The following is a 19,952-nucleotide window of genomic DNA, read 5'->3' as shown; positions in this document are numbered from 1 at the left end:
GTTATGCCGCCCGGTAGCTGCTCAGCACCTGCTGCAGCAGGGCGTCATCTTGCGGCGTCAGCTTGCGCGCCATCGCCAGGGTGAACACCAGCACCCGGCCCTCCGCCAGCGCGAACACCGCCTGGTTTTGCCAGATGCGCTTGCCGTCGCGCAGGTAGCTGGCGCGCACCCATTCACCGGCGGTTAATCCATCGCCCAGCGTCGCCGGCTCGCGGCTTTTGAACGCCCAGCCTTTCAGCCCCTGCGCCAGCGCATCGAGCTGGCGGGTGACGTAGCTTTCCAGGTTTTCCGCCGGCTGCAGCGCATCGCGGGAAATATTGATTGAGGGGGAAACATCATCGCCGGCCAACAGCACGTTGACGGTGCGATCGGCATAGCCTTCCGGCAAAGCGACGCTGCCTTCGCTGAAAGCGCAGCGGGATAAAGCGGACATGCGAGGATCCTTTTGCATAAATAATGCTTAAGCATCGCATAACTTAGCCTTGAAATAAAACCATCAGGCACCGCCAATGTTGCGCGGCGTGACCGCGTTCACTGTGTGCAAGGCCGTGGCCGGAACCTTGCCCGGGATCGGGCCGTAACATTACAGAATTATCTGAAACCATCGGCGCGCCGACGCCCTGATTGTGGCTATACTCGGCTATCGTCCGTTTTTCAGGAGATCAGGATGCTGAGATTCACCCGTCGCGCGCTGCTGTGCGCCACGCTGGCCGCGTTCCCCGCCGCCGCCGAAACGCCGAAGTTCGGCCCGGAGCTACAGGGCTTTCATTACCCTTACCCGTTGCAGCAGTTCAGCTTCACCTCGCAGGGGCAGCCGTTAAAAATGGGCTATATGGACGTGCCGCCGGAAGGCGCCGCCAACGGCCGCACCGCGCTGTTGTTGCACGGTAAAAACTTCTGCGCCGCCACCTGGCAGGACACCATCAAGGCGCTGAGCAAGGCCGGTTACCGCGTCATCGCACCGGATCAAATCGGCTTTTGCTCCTCCACCAAACCGGCGCATTACCAGTACAGCTTCCAGCAGCTGGCGCAAAACACCCACGGTCTGCTGCAGAACCTGAAAATCAGTAAGGCCATCATCATCGGCCACTCCACCGGCGGCATGCTGGCCACGCGCTACAGCCTGATGTATCCGCAGGCGGTGGAGCAATTGATCATGGTCAATCCGATCGGCCTCGAGGACTGGAAGGCCAAAGGCGTGCCGTGGCGCAGCGTCGATCAATGGTTCGCGCGCGAGCTGAACACCACCGCAGAGGGCATCCGCAACTATGAGCAGCGCACCTACTACGGCGGCAACTGGAAGCCGGAGTACGATCGCTGGGTGGATATGCTGGCCGGGCTGAACAACGGGCCGGGCCATCGCCTGGTGGCGTGGAACTCGGCGTTGATCTACGACATGATCTTCACCCAGCCGGTGTACTACGAGTTCAAGGATCTGCAAACCCCCACTACGCTGATGATCGGCACCGCCGACACCACCGCCATCGGCAGCGATATCGCCCCGCCGGCGGTCAAGGCCAGGATCGGGCACTATGCGGAGCTGGGCAAACAGGCGGCGAAGCTGATCCCGCACGCCACGCTGATCGAGTTCGCCGGGCTGGGCCACGCGCCGCAAATGGAGGAACCGGAGCGTTTCCACCAGGCGTTGCTCAAGGCGCTGCAGCCCTGAGCGGCCGGTTGGCGCAGCCGCCGCGCGGCGGCTAAACTTTCAGCTGGCACTCAACGGCAGGAGACAGCCATGCGACAGATTATTGCCAGCGCCTTCGTCAGCCTCGACGGCGTGATGCAGGCGCCCGGCGGGCAGGACGAAGACCGCAGCGGCGGCTTTCGCTTCGGCGGCTGGACAGCCCCCTACTGGGATGACGCCATTGCGGAAACGATGGGCGATCTTTTCTCTGCGCCGTTCGATCTGCTGCTGGGGCGGCGCACCTACGACATTTTCGCCGGCTACTGGCCGCAGATCACCGACGAGGCCGACCCGTTATCCGCCGATATCGCCCGCGTGTTCAATCAGGCCACCAAGTACGTCGCCACCCACCACGGCGAGACGCTGGCGTGGCAGAACAGCCAGTGGCTGGGGCGGGACATCCTCGCCCGGCTGCGCGAGCTGAAACGCGCGCAGGGGCCGGTACTGCTGGTGCAGGGCAGCAGCACGCTGATGCAACAGCTGCTGGCCAACGATCTGGTGGACGAACTGCGCCTGCTCACCTACCCGGTGCTGCTCGGCGGCGGCAAGCGGCTGTTCGATGACAACGCGGCGCCGGCGGCCTTCACGCTGGCTCAATCGGTGGTCTCGCCCGGCGGCGTGATCGTGGCCCACTACCGCCGCGCCGGCGCGGTGGCAACCGGCTCTTTCGTAGCGGAAAGCGCCGCGGTGGCCCAGCCGTAAAAAAAGGGCCGTTCGGCCCTTTTCTCTTTCCCCTGCATCGCCCTCAGGCAAACAGAATATCGCTCTGCTCCACCTGCCCAACCACGTGGATCTTGAAGTCGGCGGCATAGCTGTTGCTCTGGGTGTTCATCAACAGATCGGTGGTGCCGTTGAAGGCGTCGAAGTTGAGCTGGATCTCGCCTTTCTGGCCGCTGAAGGCGCTGCCGCTGTCGATAAAGCGCAGCTCGCTCAGGCTGTTGTTGAAGCGCAGGCCGGAGAGATCGATCTTGTCGATGCCGTGCTCGAAGTCTTCAATCACGTCGAACGCCGCCACCGTGGACTCTTTGGCATTGAGATAGACGAAATAGTCGGTGAAGTTGTTGGCATCTTTGCCGCCCCACAGATGATCCGCCCCCAGGCCGCCGTACAGGATGTCGGAGCCGGCGTTGCCCGCCAGCAGGTTGTCCTGATCGTTGCCGATGATCACATCGCGCCCGCTGCCGCCGATGGCGTTCTCGATGATCGCCCCGCGCGCGATGGCGACGTTCTGCGTGCCGCCGCCGACGCTGGAGAACGCGCCGTCGTTCAGGTTGATCATCTGCTGCTGGCTGTAGCCGGAGAAGTCCAGCGTGTCGTTGCCGCCGGCATCCCACACCGCGAAGTTGACCGGTTTGCCGTTGTCCGCCGTGGCGGTCAGGAAATCGCGCCCGGTGTTGGAGTTAAAGCCGTACACCGTGTCGCCGGTGCGGGTGTTCATGTTGGCGCCGTACAATTTCTGGATCGCGGCGATGTCATCCACCATCGGGCCATAGCCATACACCCCTTTGGTGTCGGCGCCGGTGTAACCGGCGTTGAAATAGCTCATGATCGAGTATTGCAGCGAATCCTGATAGTAAGCCGCGTCGTTCTGGTAGCTCGGGTTGCCCAACGAGGCGTCATAAGATCCCGGATGCGCCAGCCCCAGGGCATGCCCCAGCTCGTGGGTGAAGGTCTGGCTGCTGAAATCGCCGCTAACCGGCGCCTGATGGGTGGCGAAGTTCTTGTTGAACCACACCGTGCCGGCAAAGGCGTTATCACTGCCCGGTTTGGAGCTCGGCGGGTAATAGGCGTAAGCATTAATGGCATTCGGGCCGCTGCCCTCAGCGGTGCTGCCGTCGGCGCGCTGGGTGAAGTAGGCGAAGGTGATGTCCGCGCGATGGTTGATATCGGTGGACACCGTTTCGGTAAAGGTCACGTTCGCCACGTCGGCCCAGGCCTGCATCGATTTCAGCGCCTGCGCCTGCGCCGCCTGGGTCAGCGGCTGCAGCCCCTTGTCGCCGTCGCCGGTCTGGCCGATGCGGTTCAGCGCGCTCTGCGTCAGGAAGGAATAGGTCAGCGCGATCGGCTGGTGGTACACCTGATCGCCGTTGTGCGTCAGGCCCGGCCGCGTCAGCTGGTCGGCGGCGCGATCGAAGCTGAAGTTATCGCGGATTTTACCCAGGTTGTTAATGGCTGCTCCGCCGCGCTGGTTGCTGTACAGGTTGGCGTTGTCCAGCGTAAACAGCGCGCCGTAGCCCAATCCGTCATAGAGGCTGCCGGGCTGGTGATAGTAAAACTGATAGTTATGATCGTTGGGGGATGTGGCGGACAGGCTGGTGAACTCATCGTCATCTTGCAAAATATCGTTGTGGCGACTGCTCATTGCATTCTCCTTTTACACAGTAGGAATCCACTCGCTTTGTAAGACTATTCATCAGTCGTTCTAATCTAAGCCAAGACTTAGGATTGACCAGTATAGTAATTAACCCCGACGGCGCGACCCGACGCCGCCGTGCATGATCGCGCCGGGCGTTAAGACGGAAATAATCATAACGATTTGTATTAGCGCAGTATTAATGAGAAAGATAAGCGTATCGGCGGGCTAATGACTCGTCTTTATGGGCATGTTATCGCCGGTTAGATCAGAATTATCGAGCATTAAAAAAGCTAATCCTTGCATCATCATCCCGCTGGGAACGTGCTAAGGTGTGAACGGACAGCCGAAAGGAGTGACCCGATGCCAACCCATTTCCTTATGCGCGCCTTGCGCCGCGCCAGCCTGACAGGAGTCGTTATGAGCGTATTGTGCAGCAGTGCCCTGGGCAGTTCACTGCCGTTGCTGGAACCCGCCGCGCTGAAGGGCGACTGGCAGCTCGCCGCCATCGGCGACGGTAAAGCCGTCTGCGAGGTGCAGCTGAGCGACGAAGCGGTGGCCAACACCAACGCCTTCCGCTTCAGCGCCTCCGCCCAGTGCCTGCAGCCGCTGGCGCTGCAAACGTTGCCGGTCGCCTGGCGGCCGACGCCGGACGGCATGACGCTGACCGACGCCGAAGGCGGCATGGTGGCGTTTCTGGCCCTGACCGCGCCAAAGCGCTATGAGCTAGTCGATCGCGGCGGCCCTTCGCGCTTTATGCTGATCCCGCGCTAATCCCTCAGGCGAACAGCAACCCGAGCAGCGCGCCGCCCGCCAGCACCCACAGCGGATGGAGGCGCTTGCTCATGCTCAATCCCGTCGCCAGCGCCACGATCGCCGCCAGCCGCCAGCTGGGTGCGGAAGCCTCGGCGATCAAGATACCGCTGGCCGCCACCAACCCCACGGTCAGCGGTACCAGCCCGGCCTGCACGATGCGGCGCCACGGGCGATCCTTAAAGCGCCGCCAGGCGCCCATCACCAGCAGCGTGACGATGGAAGACGGCCCGAACTTGGCGAGCGAAGAAACCAGCAGCCCCGCCCAGCCGGCCACATGCCAGCCGACCAGCGGCACGATCATCATGTTCGGCCCCGGCGCGGCCTGCGCCATGGCGAACAGCGCGCTGAATTCCTGGGCGCTCATCCATTGATGCACCTCCACCACCTGCCGCTGCATTTCCGGCAGAATGGTCATGCCGCCGCCAAACGCCAGCAGAGAGAGCTCGGTGAAGATCAGCGCCAGCGCAATTAAAACCCCGCTCATGACGGCCACCGCCACATCAGCAGAATGCTCAGCGGCGCCAGCACCAGCATGGTCGGCAGCAGCGGCAGGCGCAGCCAGGCGATGGCGATCAGCGCCAGCGCGACGATCGCCAGCGCCGGCCATTTACCGCGCAGCGGCAGCAGCATCTTGATCCCGGTCGACAGCAGCAGCCCGGCGGCAGCGGCGGCCAGCCCGGCGAACACATGCTGCACGTGCGGATCGTTTTGGAAGCGGGCGTAGACCACGCCCAACCCCACCACGATCGCCGTCGGCGCGCTGATGAGGCCCAGCAAGGCGCACAGCGCGCCGCGCAACCCGCGAAATTCCATGCCCACCGCCACCGACAGGTTGATCACGTTGCCGCCGGGCAGGAACTGGCACAGCCCCAGCAGCTCGGTGAACTGTTCGCCGCTCAACCAGCGCCGGCGCTCTACCAACATGCTGCGCGCCAACGGCAGCACGCCGCCGAAGCCGATCAGCCCCAGCCACAGAAAGCCCACAAACAGCTCCGCGTTGCCCGGCGCTGCCGCCGGGTGCGGTTTTAACGTATTGATATCTGACATGACATTGCCATTCCACATCGCTTGTTTTGATGTCTGGTATCATGCGCGCCGCCGTGCCATGATGTCTAATGCATTCCGGAACAACCAAAGATACCTTTGAGGTATGGCTATGATCGAACTGCGTCGCCTGCGGGCGTTCGTCACCGTGGTGGAAGAAGGCAACATCACCCGCGCCGCCGAGCGGCTGTTTATCCAGCAGCCGCCGCTGACCCGCCTGCTGCAGGGGCTGGAAGACGAACTGGGCGTAACCTTGCTGCAGCGTCTGCCGCGCGGCGTGCGCGTCACCGAGGCGGGCGGCGTGCTGTTCGAAGAGGCCCGCGCCCTGCTGGCGCGCGCCGAACGCCTGCGCGAAGCGGTGCAGCGCGCCGCCCGCGGCGAACAGGGCCACATCGCCATCGGCTTCACCAGTTCCGCCGCGCTGCACCCGTTCGTGCCCAACCTGCTGCGCCGCTACCGCGACATCCTGCCGGGCATCACTACCCAGTTGGAAGAGGCCGGCAGCGGCGAACTGATGGAGGCGTTGCTGGAACAGCGCCTCGACGCCGCCTTCGTGCGCTCGCCGGCCAACGGCATTCCCGGCCTGAGCGTCGAGCCGGTGCTCAGCGAGCCGATGATCGTCGCCCTGCCGCTGGGCCACCGGCTGGCGCAAGAAACGCAGCAGCCGCTGCCGCTGGCCGAACTGGCCCACGAGGCATTTATTCTCTATCGCCGCCCGGCCGGCCAGGGGCTGTACGACGCCATCCTGGCCGCCTGCCACCGCGCCGGCTTCAGCCCACGCATCGTTCAGGAAGCGCCGCGCCTGCCGGCCACCCTCAGCCTGGTGGGCGCCGGGCTGGGGCTGTCAGTGGTGCCCGGCTCGATGCGGCGGCTGGGCGGCGACGGCATCGTCTACCGCACCCTCGCCGAAGAGGCGCAGCTCAGCGCCCCACTTTACCTGGCGCTGCGCCGCAGCCCGGCTTCGCCGATCGTCGAGCGCTTTCGTCAGCTGGTGCTGGAGACCGTGGCGCAGTCATAAAAAGCCCGAACGGCCAATAAAAAATGACGTTCGTTTATTATTTATTTAAACAGGTCAGCGACTAAAATTAATTCCAATTAATGACTATTCAACTTCCAAGGAATTAATCAAACCCGCTCTCACTTAGTAACAAACGCAAACAAATAAACGCCTACCCAATACATTCCAGCCGCTAGGATTTAAGGGTCGCCGCCTATTTCGCCGATGACAAAACACCTTTCAAGAGCAATTATGCCTTCCCTGCGCCTGCCTATTCAGACGCGCGGTTTTATATTGGAGAAAATGCTATGCTATCGCGTCGTGATATATTGAAAGTCTCCGCCGTCAGCGCGGCCGCCGCCGGCATGATCGGCGGCATCGTAAAAAATGCCGCTGCCGACGATCATCGCAATATCGTCCCCCCCAGCAGCTATCAGCCGCCTGCCGATGCGCAGCATCTCTATAAATACAAATTCACCGACAGCAAGAAACGCAGCCTGCCCAGCGGCTGGGCGCGCGAAGCCACCGTCGAGCAATTCCCGATCTCCGAAGGCGTGGCGGGCGTGGACATGACGCTGGAGCCGGGCGGCGTGCGCGAGCTGCACTGGCACGCCATCGCCGCCGAATGGGCGTTTATGCTGGAAGGCCATGCGCGCATCACCATCCTCGATCCCGAGGGCAAATGCGAAGTGGCGGATTTCGGCCCCGGTGACGTGTGGTATTTCCCGAAAGGCTATGGCCATTCCATTCAGGCGCTGGCAGATGGCGCGCATTTTATTCTGGCGTTCGATAACGGCCATTTCTCCGAGTTCGGCACCTTCAGCATTACCGATTGGGTGGCGCATATGCCGAAAGAGGTATTGGAAAAAAGCGTCAACATGCCGGCGGCGGTATTTTCCAAGGCCAAACAGGGCGAGGCTTATATTGTCGACGGCGCCGTTCCGCCCACCTTGCCATTGCCGAAAAACGACGGCGGATTAAATAACACCCCGCTGACCCACCGCTATGAATTAATGAAGCAAAAACCGTTCTTTGAAAATGACGCCGGCAGCGTCCATTTGGTGTCATCGAAAGAATTTCCCATTTCCACCACCATGACCGGCATCATCGAGATCGTGAAACCCGGCGCGATCCGGGAATTGCACTGGCACCCCAATGCCAACGAATGGCAATACTATATTGCCGGCAAAGGCCGGATGACGGTGTTCAGCTCACACGGCCACGCGCAGACGGAAGAGTACGCCCCTTCGGACGTCGGTTACGTGCCGCAGGGCTTCGGCCATTACATCGAGAACATCGGCGATGAGGATTTGAAGGTATTGATCGTGATGGACAACGGCATTTATCAGGACATTTCGCTATCCGACTGGCTGGCGAAAACCCCGGCCTACCTGCTGGCGGACAACTTCAATAATCAGATTGAGGACTGGCAGGATAGACCGAAAGACAAACGGGTGATGTCGCGCCGCAGCCGCTGACGCCACGGCGAGGGAGAGACTCCCTCGCCTCCGTCACATCGGCCAAAGCGTCATATTTCATATTAAGAACAATACATTGATCTCAGTGAGTTAACCGAATTCCTTTTATAAAAAACAGATATTACAGTTGTTTGTTCAGATAGGAGCGTGTTATTTCATTGCCGCAATCCAACTCGCCAATCATTTGAAAACCCTGTTTCAGGTAGAAATTGGGCGCCTGAAAGCTAAACGTGTCCACGGCGACGCTGACGCATCCCAACTGTCTGGCATGAGCCTCTGCGGCTTCCAGCAGACGGTGGCCTAAACGCCGGCCGCGCTGCGCTTCATCAATCCAAAGATAATGGATGTAAAAAACGGCCCCGTAAGACTCTGCATAAAGTCCCGCGATTATTTTCTCATCGCCGTCTTTATAATAAACATCATACTCGTGAGCATTTAACCCCATGAACTTTGAATTAAATCTATCGAGCTGGCCCTCCAGAAAGGAGCGTGCATCATTGTCATAATGCAACGTTAAATTTTCATTTTCCACAACATGTTCCGCATATATAAAATAAAAAAGGAGGATTGGTTAATATTTTATGGCCCGGCTGAATTCGGCAAAACGCATCAATAATCAGGCTGCACAGGGGAAACACTGTACTCAATATTCGCTAAACAAACAGCAAACACATCTATCGATTTGGATTCGCACGCCTGCGGATCGATAAATCCAGCCCGATCTCTTTCCCCCTTCTTCAGTGCTCATTCAGAGGCCTCCGGAAAGGCCTCTTATACACTCAGACGTTGTCGATAGAGACGAATTACGCCAACGACAGCAGCTTCGCGAGCAGCAACTCCGACATATTAAGCTCGGTGCTTAATACCACATGGCAGTTGGCATCGGGCTGCGGCGGATAGTTCCTATATCGTCCCCGCATATCGCACAGAGTTTGCCCGCGGCCTGGCCCGTCAGAATCATCGATCGTCACCTTCACGTTAGGTGCAAGGCAGGCGCCGATGCCCTGCACCGCCAACACCGCAGCCACCGGATCGTGCAGCGCGCAGGCTTTGCGGCCGTAGGTATTGATATAAAACTGGATATACCGCTCCAGCATTTGCCCTATCGCCTGCGCAAACCGGCTCTCGGCCGACAGCAGTTTGAGCCGATCCGCCTCTTCAAAAGTATGCGACATGGTGACATCAAGCGGCACCATCACGATATTCTTCATCGCCTTAAACACCATGGCCGCCGCCTCCGGATCGCAGGCAATATTCGCCTCCGCAACGGGCGTTCGGTTGCCGGGCGCCAGTGCCGCACCGCCCATGATCGTCAGCGTGCCGATAAGCTCCCCTAACGCGGGCTCAAGCTGCAAGGCTTTGGCGATGTTGGTCAGCGGGCCGGTCGCCAAGATGTCCAGCTCCCCCGGGTGCGCTCTGGCCAGCTCAACCAACAGGTCGGGGGCCGACAGCGGCGCCAGCTTGGCGTGTGAGGCTTCCAGCTCGATGTCGCCGATGCCGTTGTCACCGTGTATATGCTGCACATCGCAAAGATACGCCTGGCGCAGGTAATCCCGTTCCCCCACGGCGACGGGGATCTCGGGAAAACCGGCCAGGCGGGCAAGCTCCAGCGTATTTCTGGCCCCGGCATCGGCGGCGACGTTGCCGCAAACCGTGCCGATCGCCAGAATATCCACCTTGTCGCTTTCTGCGAGCAAATAGCCCAGCGCCATCGCATCATCGATGCCGGTATCGCAATCAAAATATAATTTTATTTTCTTCTCGCTCACCGCTTGTCTCCATTTTCTGTATTAAGAGAAGCAACCCAAGGGGCCATTTTCTTTCGATACTCCTTTTTTGCCTCATCGCCGGCGAAACTGGCGGCAAAAGCATTCAGGGCCACATCGACGATATCCTGGGTGGAAAATGCAAATTCGCTCTGACAGATCAGATATTCATCCACCAACGTGGTGTGCAATAAGACCGGGTCGTCGGTATTGATGGTCGCGATGACCCCGGCATCCCGCAGCCGGCGCAGCGGATGCTCCGCGTAGCCGGGATAGACGCCCAGTTTGATGTTCGAGGTCAGGCATACGCCGATGGGGATACGCCGTTCAGCCAACAGTTCCACGACGGCCGGGTCGTCTATCGCCCGAACGCCGTGATCGATGCGGTCGGCCCCCAGCAGCAAGATGGCGTCGCGCACGCCCTCTGCGCCGCTCGACTCCCCGGCATGCACGGTTCGCTTCAACCCGGCCCTGCCCGCCTGGGCGAAAGCCTGCGCGAAACGCGCACCGCTGCCTTTGGTGACGGCCTCATTGCCATCGACGGACAGCGCGACCACTCTGGGGTGCCGCAGCGCGGTTAAAAAATCCACCAGCTCACTCGCCTCGGCGGCGGTTTGCCGGCAGAGCAAACTGACGCACAGCCCAACGGACGCCAATCCATCTTCTTCGGCCGCGCGCAAACCGGCGTCAATCGCGTCGATCATGTCACCGAGCCTGCCGCGCCACGCTTTCCAATGGGTCGGGTTGAAAATCAGATCGGCGTACAGCCCACCATCCCGCGACAGCCGTTGTGCATAGGAGTAGCTTAACTGCGCCAGGCGTTCACGGCTGCTCACCAGGCTGCAGGACCAATCGAGGAAATCGAGAAAGTCGGCAAGCCCGTTAAAATTCAGCAGCTCGTCCTGCTTTCTGGGCATCGGTATCCCCGAGGATAACGCCCAGGCCGAGAGCTGTTCCGGCTCAAAGCAGCCCTCCAGATGCACATGCACTTCCGCCTTCGGCAGGGAAACCATCTGCGCTCGAGAGAGCGTGGTTTGGTTTACATTCCATTCCATAAAATGGCTCCCAAGGGTTATTTATGCAGGCCAACGAGCACGTTTTCGCGCACCGTGAGTGACGGCATGGGTGCGAAGGCCTCGTTGAAGGAGGAGTGAATGCGGTAAAAAACGCGGTGAGACGAGGAATGATCTAGGGTAAGCATCACAATATGTTAATCCTGTAATGAGTCAGACGGCAGGCCATCCAAAAATTCATCAACAGGTCAGTAACCTATGCATGCGGCAACCGGTGAAGGCGGACACACCTCTCATCACCGAAGCCGACACGGCATCACCCCATCCTCACTGCAACGCCCGATTTCCGTGGGCGCCGGCAATCATCGATGGGGCCGTTCTCTTACCTGAACCTATGTAAAACATGGCGTGTTAAAGCAGAGTCGCCGGGCAGCCGCTGTTATGCGCGGTAATCGCCAGCAATCAGCGCCAAAACACGCCGCCAAGCTTATGGAAGCCAGGGGGGCTTGTAAAGCCCTTCCCCAACGCTGGGAACGTCAGGCCTTTCTCAGCAACAGCGCCCACAGCGCCAGCACGGCAAAGGCGATGTATATCGCCATAAAAAGGACAATGGCGGCGAACAAGGCGCTCACTACCCCTATTTTATCCGCCAGCCAACCTGCGGCCGGCGGCATGATATTGAACAAATAGACGATAAAGTAAAACTTCGACACCGCGTTCCACCCTGGCGCCGCAAGAGAGAGCTTATTGACCAGGATGGCACCGCCCACAAAAACCGCGCCGTACGAGAAGCCGGACAGCACCAGACTCACCGCCGCGCTGGCCACAGAACTGCTTTCGAGCGCCATGGTCATCATCACCATGGAGAAAACCTGCGCAATCAGCCCTAACACCAAAGAAAACTCAGGCTTCAGAAAACGCGGGATCGTGAACTGCACCACGCCGGCCACCAGTAAATAACCGGTGGCGATATAGCCAAAGCCCGCGGGTGACTGAAGCCCGAAGACCTGGATCGCGGCCGTCGGCCCCAACGACAGGATCAGCGCGGCGTATGACCAGGAGATAAACACGCACAGCGCAAGCAGATAGAACAGCGGTTGGCTAAAACCGGCGCCCTTTTCTGCCGTTTTCGTGTCCGCAACGCCGAGGGTAGGCAATCCCTTCTTCGGCCAAAGCAGGACGATGGCGATCGCGGAGAGGAAAACCAACGCGGCGATGGTCACCGCCGGCGAAGTGAGCGGGTAAAACGCCAACTGGGCGTAAACGCTGCTGATCACCGGGCCCAGCGCCAGGCCGGTCACCAAAGCCAAGCTGCCCAACAGCGCGGCGCGTTTGGCGCTGTCGCCGCGGCTGACGTTAATCAACAGGATGTTGATGATGGCCGTGGCCGTACCGGCCCCTAACCCGGAAATAAACCTGAACAGGCACAGCGCCTGCAAAGAACGAGCAAAGGAAAAACACAGCGTTGGCACCACCACCACCATCAGCGACACCACCACCAGCAACCGGGCATTTTTATCGGTGATGGTGAGCCTGCGTGATAAAAACAAGGCCAGCAATACGCCAAACCCGTAGGAAGAGAAAATGAAGGTCAGGTCGATATTACTTAGGCCAAGGGTTTCTTGATAGAGGGGATATAACGGCGTGGGAGAACCGCTGTTCAACAAGATAAAAAATAAAGCGATCGTCAACGCCGCCAATAGGCTCACCTGGCTGCGGTTTGTCTGGTCAGAAGTCATTATGCCACCATCATGGAAAATACCGATCGTAGCACCCGGCCGGATCGCGAACTTTCGCGTTCGCACTTTTTTTCTTATCGTTCGGACAGGACGGCGAGATAGCCTGTACACCGGCTGGCGCCTCACCCATAATGCGTTCACCTCGCCGCACTGCCGGGATCATGCATAACCCTGGCGCAATAGCGACTATGCTCAACAGTAAACGCATCAGACAAGCAGGTAATAATGGATCCGTTATCCGATATTGTTTCCAGGCTAAAAATCAGCAGCCAGAAAATTGTGACGTTTGACATGAGCGCCAATACCAAAGCGCTGTTTCCCGACTATTCCGGGATGAAAATTTATATCGCCAAGCGCGGATCTTTTTTCATTAAACTGGCGGGCGACGCCAACAGTTACCCGATTGAACAAGGCGATGTGCTGATCTTATCCAGCGGGCGCGAATTCAGCATTTTTGATAGCCCTAACGCGCCGGCCATCGATATAACAAAAGTTCACGTGATGAAAGACCGCTCTTCCTGCTTCAGCAACGGCGGGTGCGATTTCTCCTTTGTGGGTTGCCGCTTCGTCTTTCAGATCAACGATACCTTCCGCTTTATCACCAGCCTGCCCGAACCCATCGTGATCAAAACGCAGCGGGAGGAGAACGCCGGCATCAAGGATTTCCTGAGCCGTCTCTCGTCGGAGATAGAAAATCCCGGCCCGGGCAGTGAGCTCATCACCGAGCATCTGCTGCAGATCATTTTGACGCAGGCGCTGCGCATGCTGCTCTCTTCCGGCGCGCTCGGCCGCGGCGAGGGCTGGTTTTACGCGATGGCGGACAAACATATCGGCCTGGCGCTGACCCGCATACACGACCAGCCGGGCAGGAAATGGCGCCTGGACGAGCTCGCCGGCGTGGCCGGCATGTCGCGCACCGCCTTCACCACCCGCTTCAGAAAGCTGGCCGGCTACAGCGTCAACGAATACATTCGCATCTGGCGTTTTAGCCTGGCCATTGAGCGAATGGTCGCCAATAAAGAAAAAATATCCCAGATCGCCTTTGACCTGGGATATGAATCGGAAAGCGCCTTCAGCACCGCGTTCAAAAAAAGCATGGGCGCGTCGCCAAGGAGTTATATCGGCAGCCATATTTCCTGAAGCGGCCGACGGCGGCTCATCCCTGTGCCGGTCTTGTCCTTATTCTGCAAACCAGGCCGCGGGCAGATCCGTCTGCAGCGTGATGGTTTTTATTTGCGTGTAGGCATTGAGCGTTTCTTTGCAGAACTCGCGGCCGATCCCGCTGTTCTTGTAACCGCCAAACGCGGTGCCATCGGTAATGTTTGAATAGCGGTTGATCCACACGGACCCGGCCTCCAGCCGGTCTGCGGTCGCCAGGGCGTTTTTCAGGCTGCGGGTGTAAATCCCCGACGCCAGCCCATATTCGCTGTCGTTAGCCTGGGCGATCATCTCGTCGTAGTCTGACCATTTGATCAGCGTCAGCACCGGCCCGAAAATTTCTTCCTGACAAATGCGCATGCCATTTTCCGCAGCAAAAATCGTCGGCTCAATGAAGTAGCCGTGCTCGCAGCCGGCAACGGCGCGGCGTTTGCCGCCGGTCAGCAGGGTAGCGCCCTCCTCGAGGCCGGTCCGAATATAAGCCAGCACCCGCTCGCCCTGCTTCTCAGAAACCAGGCAGCTGACCCGGGATTGCTCGGCCAGCGGTGAACCGACGCGCACCCGTTCGAAAGCCGTCACCAGTTTGGCGCTGAAACGGTCGTAAATGTCCGCGTGAACGAACAGCCGGGTGCCCGCCAGGCAGGACTGACCGTTATTGTGGATGGCGGCAAAGGTCACGTTGTCCACCACCGCGTCCAGGTCTTCGATGTCCGGGAACACAATATTGGGGCTCTTCCCGCCCAGCTCCAGCGTGACGGGCACCAGCCGCTCCGCGGCGGCCTTGGCCACCCGCTTGCCCACCTCCGTGCTGCCGGTGAACGAAAGCTTGCGCACCTTGCGGTTGCCGGTCAGTGCCGCCCCCGCCACGCTCCCGAGCCCGGTAATGATGTTGACGACGCCGGCAGGGAAAATATTGGCGATCATCTTGCCCAGCTCCAGCGTGGAGAGCGAGGCGTTTTCATCGGCCTTCAGCACCACAGTGTTGCCGGTCACCAGCGCCGGTGCCAGCTTGAACGCCGCCATGATCGCCGGCGCATTCCAGGGAATAATTTGCCCGCAGACGCCGAGCGGCTCGCGTTTCGCCAGGCTGTAGCCGTCCGCGATGCTTCTGCCGCTGTCTTCGTGCCCCATGACAACCGCGGCGAAATAGCGATAGTGTCTGACCGCCGTTTGATAATCGCGGCGCACTTCGCTGATACAGCGGCCCACATCCCGCGCGTCGATTTGCGCCATTCTTTCCAGATCGCTTTCCAGCACATCCGCCAGCTGCGCCACCAGGCGAGCGCGGGCCTGCTGCCCTAATGCCTTCCAGGCGGGGAAAGCCGCTTCCGCCGCCAACACGGCGCGCTCGACGTCCCGTTCGTTGCAGTAGTGCAAATCCGCCAGGCGCTCCCCGCTCGAGGGGGAAATAACGGGATGAATGTCCGTGCCATCCAGTTCGAATACGCCGTTAATCAGTGGCCCGTAGGCTTTGTCTAATGTCATTTCTGTTCCATTCTTCGCTAAATTAATGCAAACCGCCGCCGACGATCAGGCTCTCACCGGTCACCCAACCCGCCTCGTCAGAGGCGAGATAGGCCACGGCCGGGGCGATATCCTCCGGTGTGCCGATGCGCCCCAGCGGGGTGATGGATTCAATGTGCGTTTTGAAATCGGTATCGAAAAAGCCGCTGTCATGTACGCCTTCCGTGATGACCAAGCCAGGATTGACCGCATTGACCCGGATCTTGCGCCCGCCAAGCTCGTTGGCCAGCGTCTTGGTGATCGAGTCCACCGCGGCTTTGGAAGCGGTATAAACCAGCGAATTGGCCGGCGTAAACGAGGTCACGCTGGAGCTGATATTGACAATGCTGCCGCCCGATTCAGGCATAGCGGCGACCGCCGCCTTGCAGCAATAAATCAGCCCTTTGACATTTAAATTGAAGTGCCTTTCATATTCCGCGTCGCTGAAGGCTTCCAGGCTATTGGTGGCATAAACCCCGGCGTTATTGACCAGCACGTCCAGGCGACCATACTGCTCGACAATGTTTTGCATCAGGCCGTTGACTTCGGCCTCAATGCCGACATTGGCCTGCAGCGGAAAAGCGACGCCGCCCTGCTCATTGATCTCTTTAACCAACCGGTTGGCATCTTCACGCCCGCGGGAATAGTTAATGAAAACCACGGCGCCTTCCGCCGCCAGGCGTTTAGCAATGGCTGCGCCAATTCCCTTTGAACTGCCCGTCACCAGGGCAACTTTATTTTCAAAGCGTTTCATTAGTCATTCTCCTCAGTGTTTGTGAAACTCGAGAGAAGATTACGGTAAATGCTCGCCGTGCAGCATAGCGGGGCGAACATAAAACCTTATCGATCGAACAACCTTGCCCAAAAGCGAATTTAATTTTTTAGCATAACCGCGCGGCCAAAATGGCGCAGGCTAATAACAGAATGACGCCACCGAAGCATTTATTGATATAAATCCCGATGGCCGGACGCCGTTTTATCCTCAGCGCAATCCTTCCCGCCAGAAATACCAGGGGAACTTCAATCAGAAACATGATGAGGATGAGTTCAATGCCTAATATCAGCATCTGAATTCCCGGCCTGCCCGCCTCCACCCGAATAAACTGCGGAATAAACGCCAGCATGAAAATAATGGCCTTGGGGTTAAGCAGATTGGTCAGGAATCCTTGCGAATAGAGCCTTTTGCGGCTTTTGCGCTCGCCGTGGTTTTCCAGGCCAATCGCATTTGCCTGGGTAAAAATGCCCAACCCGACCCACATGATGTACAGCGCGCCGCCGATGACGAAAAGCTGATACAGCAGCGGCGAAGAGGCGATCAGCGCCGTGACGCCGACAATCGCAAAACAGACATGGCATATCACCCCGGTGACCGCCCCCAATACGGTAATCAGCCCCGCTTTTGTTCCCTGGCTGACGGCATTGGACAGTGCGCAAAGCATATCGGCGCCGGGAATAAGCGTTAAGACGGCGGCCGAAAGGGCAAATAAACCCAGCGTGGATAGTTCGATGACCATGATTTTCTCGCGTCGTAAATAGGCGCATTGTCGGCCCCTGTAAGTCGGCGAGATAGAACGATATTGCTCACAGGCAGCGATCGCGATAGCCGCGCGGCGTCACGCCGTAACTCGACTTGAACGCCCTGCCCAGATGCGACTGATCGGCGAACCCGCAGACGACGGCGATTTCCGCGATGTCGCCGCCCCGGGATAGCAAGGCCTTCGCCTGCTGCAACCTAAGCTGCCGCTGATAGCGGCTCGGCGACAAGCCGAATGTTGCCGAGAACTGGCGGCAAAGGTGAAACCTGGACAGACCGGCGGCCTGCGCCAGCCTCTCCAGACGCACTTCCCGCGCCGGGTTATCGTGCAGATACTCTTTCGCCCTGCGCAAGCCCGGCGCGATGCCGGCGTCTGCCAATGGCGCGCGCCGCGGGGAACACACCGCCAGCAGATCCGCCACACAGTGGCTCCAGGCCACCTCCCGATCGAAACGGCTGGATTGCGCCGCGGTTAATACCGTCGCGGCCTCACACAACCGGTTGGCGAAAGGCGCATGGTCGATATGCTTCCCCTTCACTGCCGGCGGCAGGGGCATCTCCATGTTTTCCGCCGCGTCCAGCAGCATCTCGTGGCTGGGGTAAAACATGAAATAATGGCATCCCTCTTCTCCCAGCACCGTCCCGGCATGCATCTGCCCCGGCGCGATGAGGCTGACTTGCCCACGGCTGACGATACCGTCGGCATCGCCTTTGGCGCTGTTGTTATTGGCGCCGCGCAGGACAACGCCAATCGACCAGGTATCATGCCAATGCACGTCAAACCGATGGTCTGAAAAGTCCGCGACGAGCAGTTCAAGCCCGCCCAATGCGTCAAAACGATGCATAAATGCCGAATTGCCCATCCTCTTTTACCCGATTGCCGGTTATCCACAGCGGCCAAAATAACACACAACGTACCGTGTGAAAGCTCTGCGCTCTGCACGGAAGCGGCTTTCTGAACGTCGGCAAAAAGGGGCCGGCTGGCCCCTTCGCATTGTTCATTTGCCTTCTTGCCTTGCTCTCATGCCGATTAATGTGGATTCATCGCGCCATAGTTCAACGGCTGCCAGTCGTAACCTTTCCCTTGTTTATTGATGTAGCCAAGGCCCGGGAAAGACAAATGCGCCCCTGCGACCAGCGCCCTTTGCTGCGCGAGGTCATCGAACAGCCGCTTGCGCTGCGCAACGGCGGCGGGGACGTCGATGTCATAGGCGATGGCGACATTCGGATCGGTAAACTGCACGGAGGCGACGTGGATCATATCCCCCAGAATCACCATCTTTTTCCCTTTGCTTTCGACGGCGAACACGCTGTGCCCTGGCGTGTGCCCACGCGTATCGATAGCCGAAATGCCCGGGGTGAGCGCCTGATTCCCTGCAAACGTTTTGAGTTTCCCCGCCGTGACGTAAGGCTGCAGTGAGGCGATGGCGGCATCGAAGAAACGTTTATCTTTCTCTTCCGCCTGCCGTTTTTTCTCTTCGCTCAGCCAAAAGGCGACTTCGTCTTTTTCCACCCAGACGGTGGCGTTCGGGAAGGCGAGACGCTTGTCCGCCATCAACCCGCCCACATGATCGGGATGCAGGTGCGTCAAATAAATCTCATCCACCTGCTCCGCCTGATAGCCGGAAGCGTTCAGGTTTTTCATCATTTTGCCCAGCGTTTCGCCATGCAGCGCGCCGGTGCCGGCATCGACCAGAACCAGCTTGTTTCCGGTATTGATCAGGTAGGCGTTCACCGAGGTCGGCAACGGCAGCGACAGGTTGTTGGCCGCCATCGCCTTTTCAAGCTGCTGCGGCCGGGTGTTGATCAAGATTTTATCGGCGGGCATCGGGCTGATGCCGTCAGACAGGGCCGTCACTTCCACATCGCCCAGCATGATCCGGTAGAACCCGGGATTGTCTATTGCAGAAAAAGGCGCCGCGGCCATTGCAGCGGCAGAAAAAGCGGCGAAAAAGGCGCCAATAAGCAGATTGCGACGCATACGCATAGAAAACCTCGTAACGGTAAGAAAATACGGCTAAAAATTCCGGGAATGCCCCTGGCGATTTAAAACTCCTGCACGGTCGGCCTGATGACAATCTCACTCACGTCCACGTCCGAAGGCTGCTCGATCGCATAGGCGATGGCGCGCGCGATGGCATCGGCGGAAATTGCCTGGCTCTGGTAGAGTTCGCCGACGGCCTGCAAACTTTCCGCGTGCGAACTGCCCTGTTTCAGTTCGGTGTCGATCAGGCCGGGGGCGATCGTCGTGGTTCGGATCTTGCCGCCGACTTCGTGACGCAAACCTTCGGCGATCGCGCTGACCGCGAATTTCGTGCCGCTATAGACCGTGCCGCCGGGGCTGAACACCTTCTTGCCGGCAATGGAGGAAATGGTGATGTAATGACCGAATTGCTGCTTTTCGAACAGCGGCAAGGTTGCCGCGATGCCGTACAGTACGCCTTTCACATTGATATCGATCATCCGTTCCCATTCATCGACCTTCACGGCACTCAGCGGTGCGATCGCCATCAGCCCCGCGTTGTTGACCAAGACATCAATCTTGCCAAACTGCCTGACGGCCTGGGCGATCATCGCTTCGACCTCCTGACGCTTCGTCACATCCGCCTGCAGCGCCAACGCGGTGCCGCCGTCGCCAACGATTTTCCGAACCAGTGCGTCAAGACGATCTTTCCTGCGCGCCGCCACCACCATCGTTGCCCCCTGCGCGGCCAGATGTATTGCGGTCGCCTCGCCCAGCCCGCTGCTGGCGCCGGTAATCACCACCACTTTGCCTGAAATACGGTTCATCTCTCGTTCCTTTTGTTAGGGTCAGTGCGAATACTTTACCCACCGTTTTCGCCCGGTAAATGGAAGTGTTATGC

Annotated in this window: 20 protein-coding genes; 6 read left to right on the top strand and 14 right to left on the bottom strand. The window is 59.1% G+C overall.

The annotated features are described in order from the left end of the window. Position 1: 1 nt before the first annotated feature. A complete protein-coding gene (locus ACJ8HH_RS07380) occupies positions 2-433 on the bottom strand; it encodes a DcrB-related protein (RefSeq protein ID WP_041035031.1) in 432 nt (143 codons plus the stop codon). Between the two features lie 234 nt (positions 434-667). On the opposite strand from ACJ8HH_RS07380, the gene ACJ8HH_RS07375 reads away from it, so the two are divergent. Continuing rightward, entirely contained in the window at positions 668-1,669 is a 1,002-nt protein-coding gene (locus tag ACJ8HH_RS07375) for an alpha/beta fold hydrolase (protein WP_197766202.1), read from the top strand. 69 nt (positions 1,670-1,738) lie between these two features. After that, complete coding sequence (locus tag ACJ8HH_RS07370) at positions 1,739-2,389, top strand: dihydrofolate reductase family protein (RefSeq protein ID WP_033655260.1); 651 nt, start codon at positions 1,739-1,741, stop codon at positions 2,387-2,389. A 43-nt stretch (positions 2,390-2,432) separates the two neighbouring features. Here ACJ8HH_RS07370 and ACJ8HH_RS07365 read toward each other — a convergent pair whose 3' ends face one another. Beyond that, a complete protein-coding gene (locus ACJ8HH_RS07365) occupies positions 2,433-4,049 on the bottom strand; it encodes a serralysin family metalloprotease (protein WP_197766200.1) in 1,617 nt (538 codons plus the stop codon). 411 nt (positions 4,050-4,460) lie between these two features. Here ACJ8HH_RS07365 and ACJ8HH_RS07360 point away from each other — a divergent pair, with 411 nt between their 5' ends. Further along, positions 4,461-4,814: an AprI/Inh family metalloprotease inhibitor gene (locus ACJ8HH_RS07360; RefSeq protein WP_033638485.1), complete on the top strand. Its 354-nt coding sequence runs from the start codon at positions 4,461-4,463 to the stop codon at positions 4,812-4,814. 4 nt (positions 4,815-4,818) lie between these two features. Here the strand turns inward: ACJ8HH_RS07360 and ACJ8HH_RS07355 are convergent, their stop codons facing one another. Both ACJ8HH_RS07355 and ACJ8HH_RS07350 read right to left on the bottom strand, forming a co-directional pair. Continuing rightward, positions 4,819-5,340, bottom strand: a complete 522-nt coding sequence (locus ACJ8HH_RS07355) for a chromate transporter (RefSeq protein WP_033648485.1) — start codon at positions 5,338-5,340, stop codon at positions 4,819-4,821. Beyond that, complete coding sequence (locus ACJ8HH_RS07350; RefSeq protein WP_033634481.1) at positions 5,337-5,903, bottom strand: chromate transporter; 567 nt, start codon at positions 5,901-5,903, stop codon at positions 5,337-5,339. Before ACJ8HH_RS07350 ends, ACJ8HH_RS07355 begins: the two co-directional genes overlap by 4 nt. Before the next feature lie 103 nt (positions 5,904-6,006). On the opposite strand from ACJ8HH_RS07350, the gene ACJ8HH_RS07345 reads away from it, so the two are divergent. Both ACJ8HH_RS07345 and ACJ8HH_RS07340 read left to right on the top strand, forming a co-directional pair. Further along, positions 6,007-6,918, top strand: a complete 912-nt coding sequence (locus ACJ8HH_RS07345) for a LysR family transcriptional regulator (RefSeq protein WP_049211855.1) — start codon at positions 6,007-6,009, stop codon at positions 6,916-6,918. Positions 6,919-7,205: 287 nt separating this feature from the next. After that, positions 7,206-8,375 (top strand): cupin domain-containing protein, encoded by a 1,170-nt coding sequence (locus tag ACJ8HH_RS07340; RefSeq protein WP_039566237.1) that lies wholly within the window; start codon positions 7,206-7,208, stop codon positions 8,373-8,375. 121 nt (positions 8,376-8,496) lie between these two features. Here the strand turns inward: ACJ8HH_RS07340 and ACJ8HH_RS07335 are convergent, their stop codons facing one another. From ACJ8HH_RS07335 to ACJ8HH_RS07320, 4 genes are all read right to left on the bottom strand, one after another. Continuing rightward, positions 8,497-8,907, bottom strand: a complete 411-nt coding sequence (locus ACJ8HH_RS07335; protein WP_050498673.1) for a GNAT family N-acetyltransferase — start codon at positions 8,905-8,907, stop codon at positions 8,497-8,499. A 271-nt stretch (positions 8,908-9,178) separates the two neighbouring features. Continuing rightward, complete coding sequence (locus tag ACJ8HH_RS07330) at positions 9,179-10,144, bottom strand: nucleoside hydrolase (protein WP_039566240.1); 966 nt, start codon at positions 10,142-10,144, stop codon at positions 9,179-9,181. After that, on the bottom strand, positions 10,141-11,196 hold the full coding sequence (add, locus tag ACJ8HH_RS07325) for an adenosine deaminase (protein WP_039566242.1): 1,056 nt from the start codon (positions 11,194-11,196) through the stop codon (positions 10,141-10,143). Before add ends, ACJ8HH_RS07330 begins: the two co-directional genes overlap by 4 nt. Before the next feature lie 494 nt (positions 11,197-11,690). After that, positions 11,691-13,034 (bottom strand): MFS transporter, encoded by a 1,344-nt coding sequence (locus tag ACJ8HH_RS07320; protein ID WP_126171670.1) that lies wholly within the window; start codon positions 13,032-13,034, stop codon positions 11,691-11,693. Between the two features lie 84 nt (positions 13,035-13,118). On the opposite strand from ACJ8HH_RS07320, the gene ACJ8HH_RS07315 reads away from it, so the two are divergent. After that, positions 13,119-14,033, top strand: coding sequence for an AraC family transcriptional regulator (locus ACJ8HH_RS07315; RefSeq protein ID WP_039566244.1), 915 nt, complete (start codon positions 13,119-13,121; stop codon positions 14,031-14,033). 39 nt (positions 14,034-14,072) lie between these two features. On the opposite strand, the gene ACJ8HH_RS07310 is transcribed toward ACJ8HH_RS07315, so the two are convergent. The 6 genes from ACJ8HH_RS07310 to ACJ8HH_RS07285 all read right to left on the bottom strand — a co-directional run bounded on the left by ACJ8HH_RS07310 (position 14,073) and on the right by ACJ8HH_RS07285 (position 19,878). Further along, on the bottom strand, positions 14,073-15,536 hold the full coding sequence (locus tag ACJ8HH_RS07310; RefSeq protein WP_039566246.1) for an aldehyde dehydrogenase family protein: 1,464 nt from the start codon (positions 15,534-15,536) through the stop codon (positions 14,073-14,075). A 22-nt stretch (positions 15,537-15,558) separates the two neighbouring features. Continuing rightward, positions 15,559-16,308 carry an SDR family NAD(P)-dependent oxidoreductase gene (locus tag ACJ8HH_RS07305; RefSeq protein ID WP_033634470.1) on the bottom strand — a complete coding sequence of 250 codons (750 nt, stop codon included), beginning with the start codon at positions 16,306-16,308 and terminating at the stop codon, positions 15,559-15,561. A gap of 127 nt (positions 16,309-16,435) precedes the next feature. Continuing rightward, the gene (locus tag ACJ8HH_RS07300; protein ID WP_039566249.1) at positions 16,436-17,068 is read right to left on the bottom strand and encodes a LysE family translocator; all 633 of its coding nucleotides are present in this window, start codon (positions 17,066-17,068) and stop codon (positions 16,436-16,438) included. A gap of 67 nt (positions 17,069-17,135) precedes the next feature. Beyond that, entirely contained in the window at positions 17,136-17,951 is an 816-nt protein-coding gene (locus ACJ8HH_RS07295; protein WP_039566251.1) for an AraC family transcriptional regulator, read from the bottom strand. A 167-nt stretch (positions 17,952-18,118) separates the two neighbouring features. Next, the gene (locus ACJ8HH_RS07290; protein ID WP_223182225.1) at positions 18,119-19,075 is read right to left on the bottom strand and encodes an MBL fold metallo-hydrolase; all 957 of its coding nucleotides are present in this window, start codon (positions 19,073-19,075) and stop codon (positions 18,119-18,121) included. 59 nt (positions 19,076-19,134) lie between these two features. Then, positions 19,135-19,878, bottom strand: a complete 744-nt coding sequence (locus ACJ8HH_RS07285) for an SDR family oxidoreductase (RefSeq protein ID WP_039566256.1) — start codon at positions 19,876-19,878, stop codon at positions 19,135-19,137. Between the last annotated feature and the right edge of the window lie 74 nt (positions 19,879-19,952).

This window comes from Serratia sp. CY32780 (assembly GCF_052169135.1).
GTDB lineage: Bacteria > Pseudomonadota > Gammaproteobacteria > Enterobacterales > Enterobacteriaceae > Serratia > Serratia sarumanii.
This window is presented reverse-complemented; position numbering and strand designations above follow the sequence as displayed.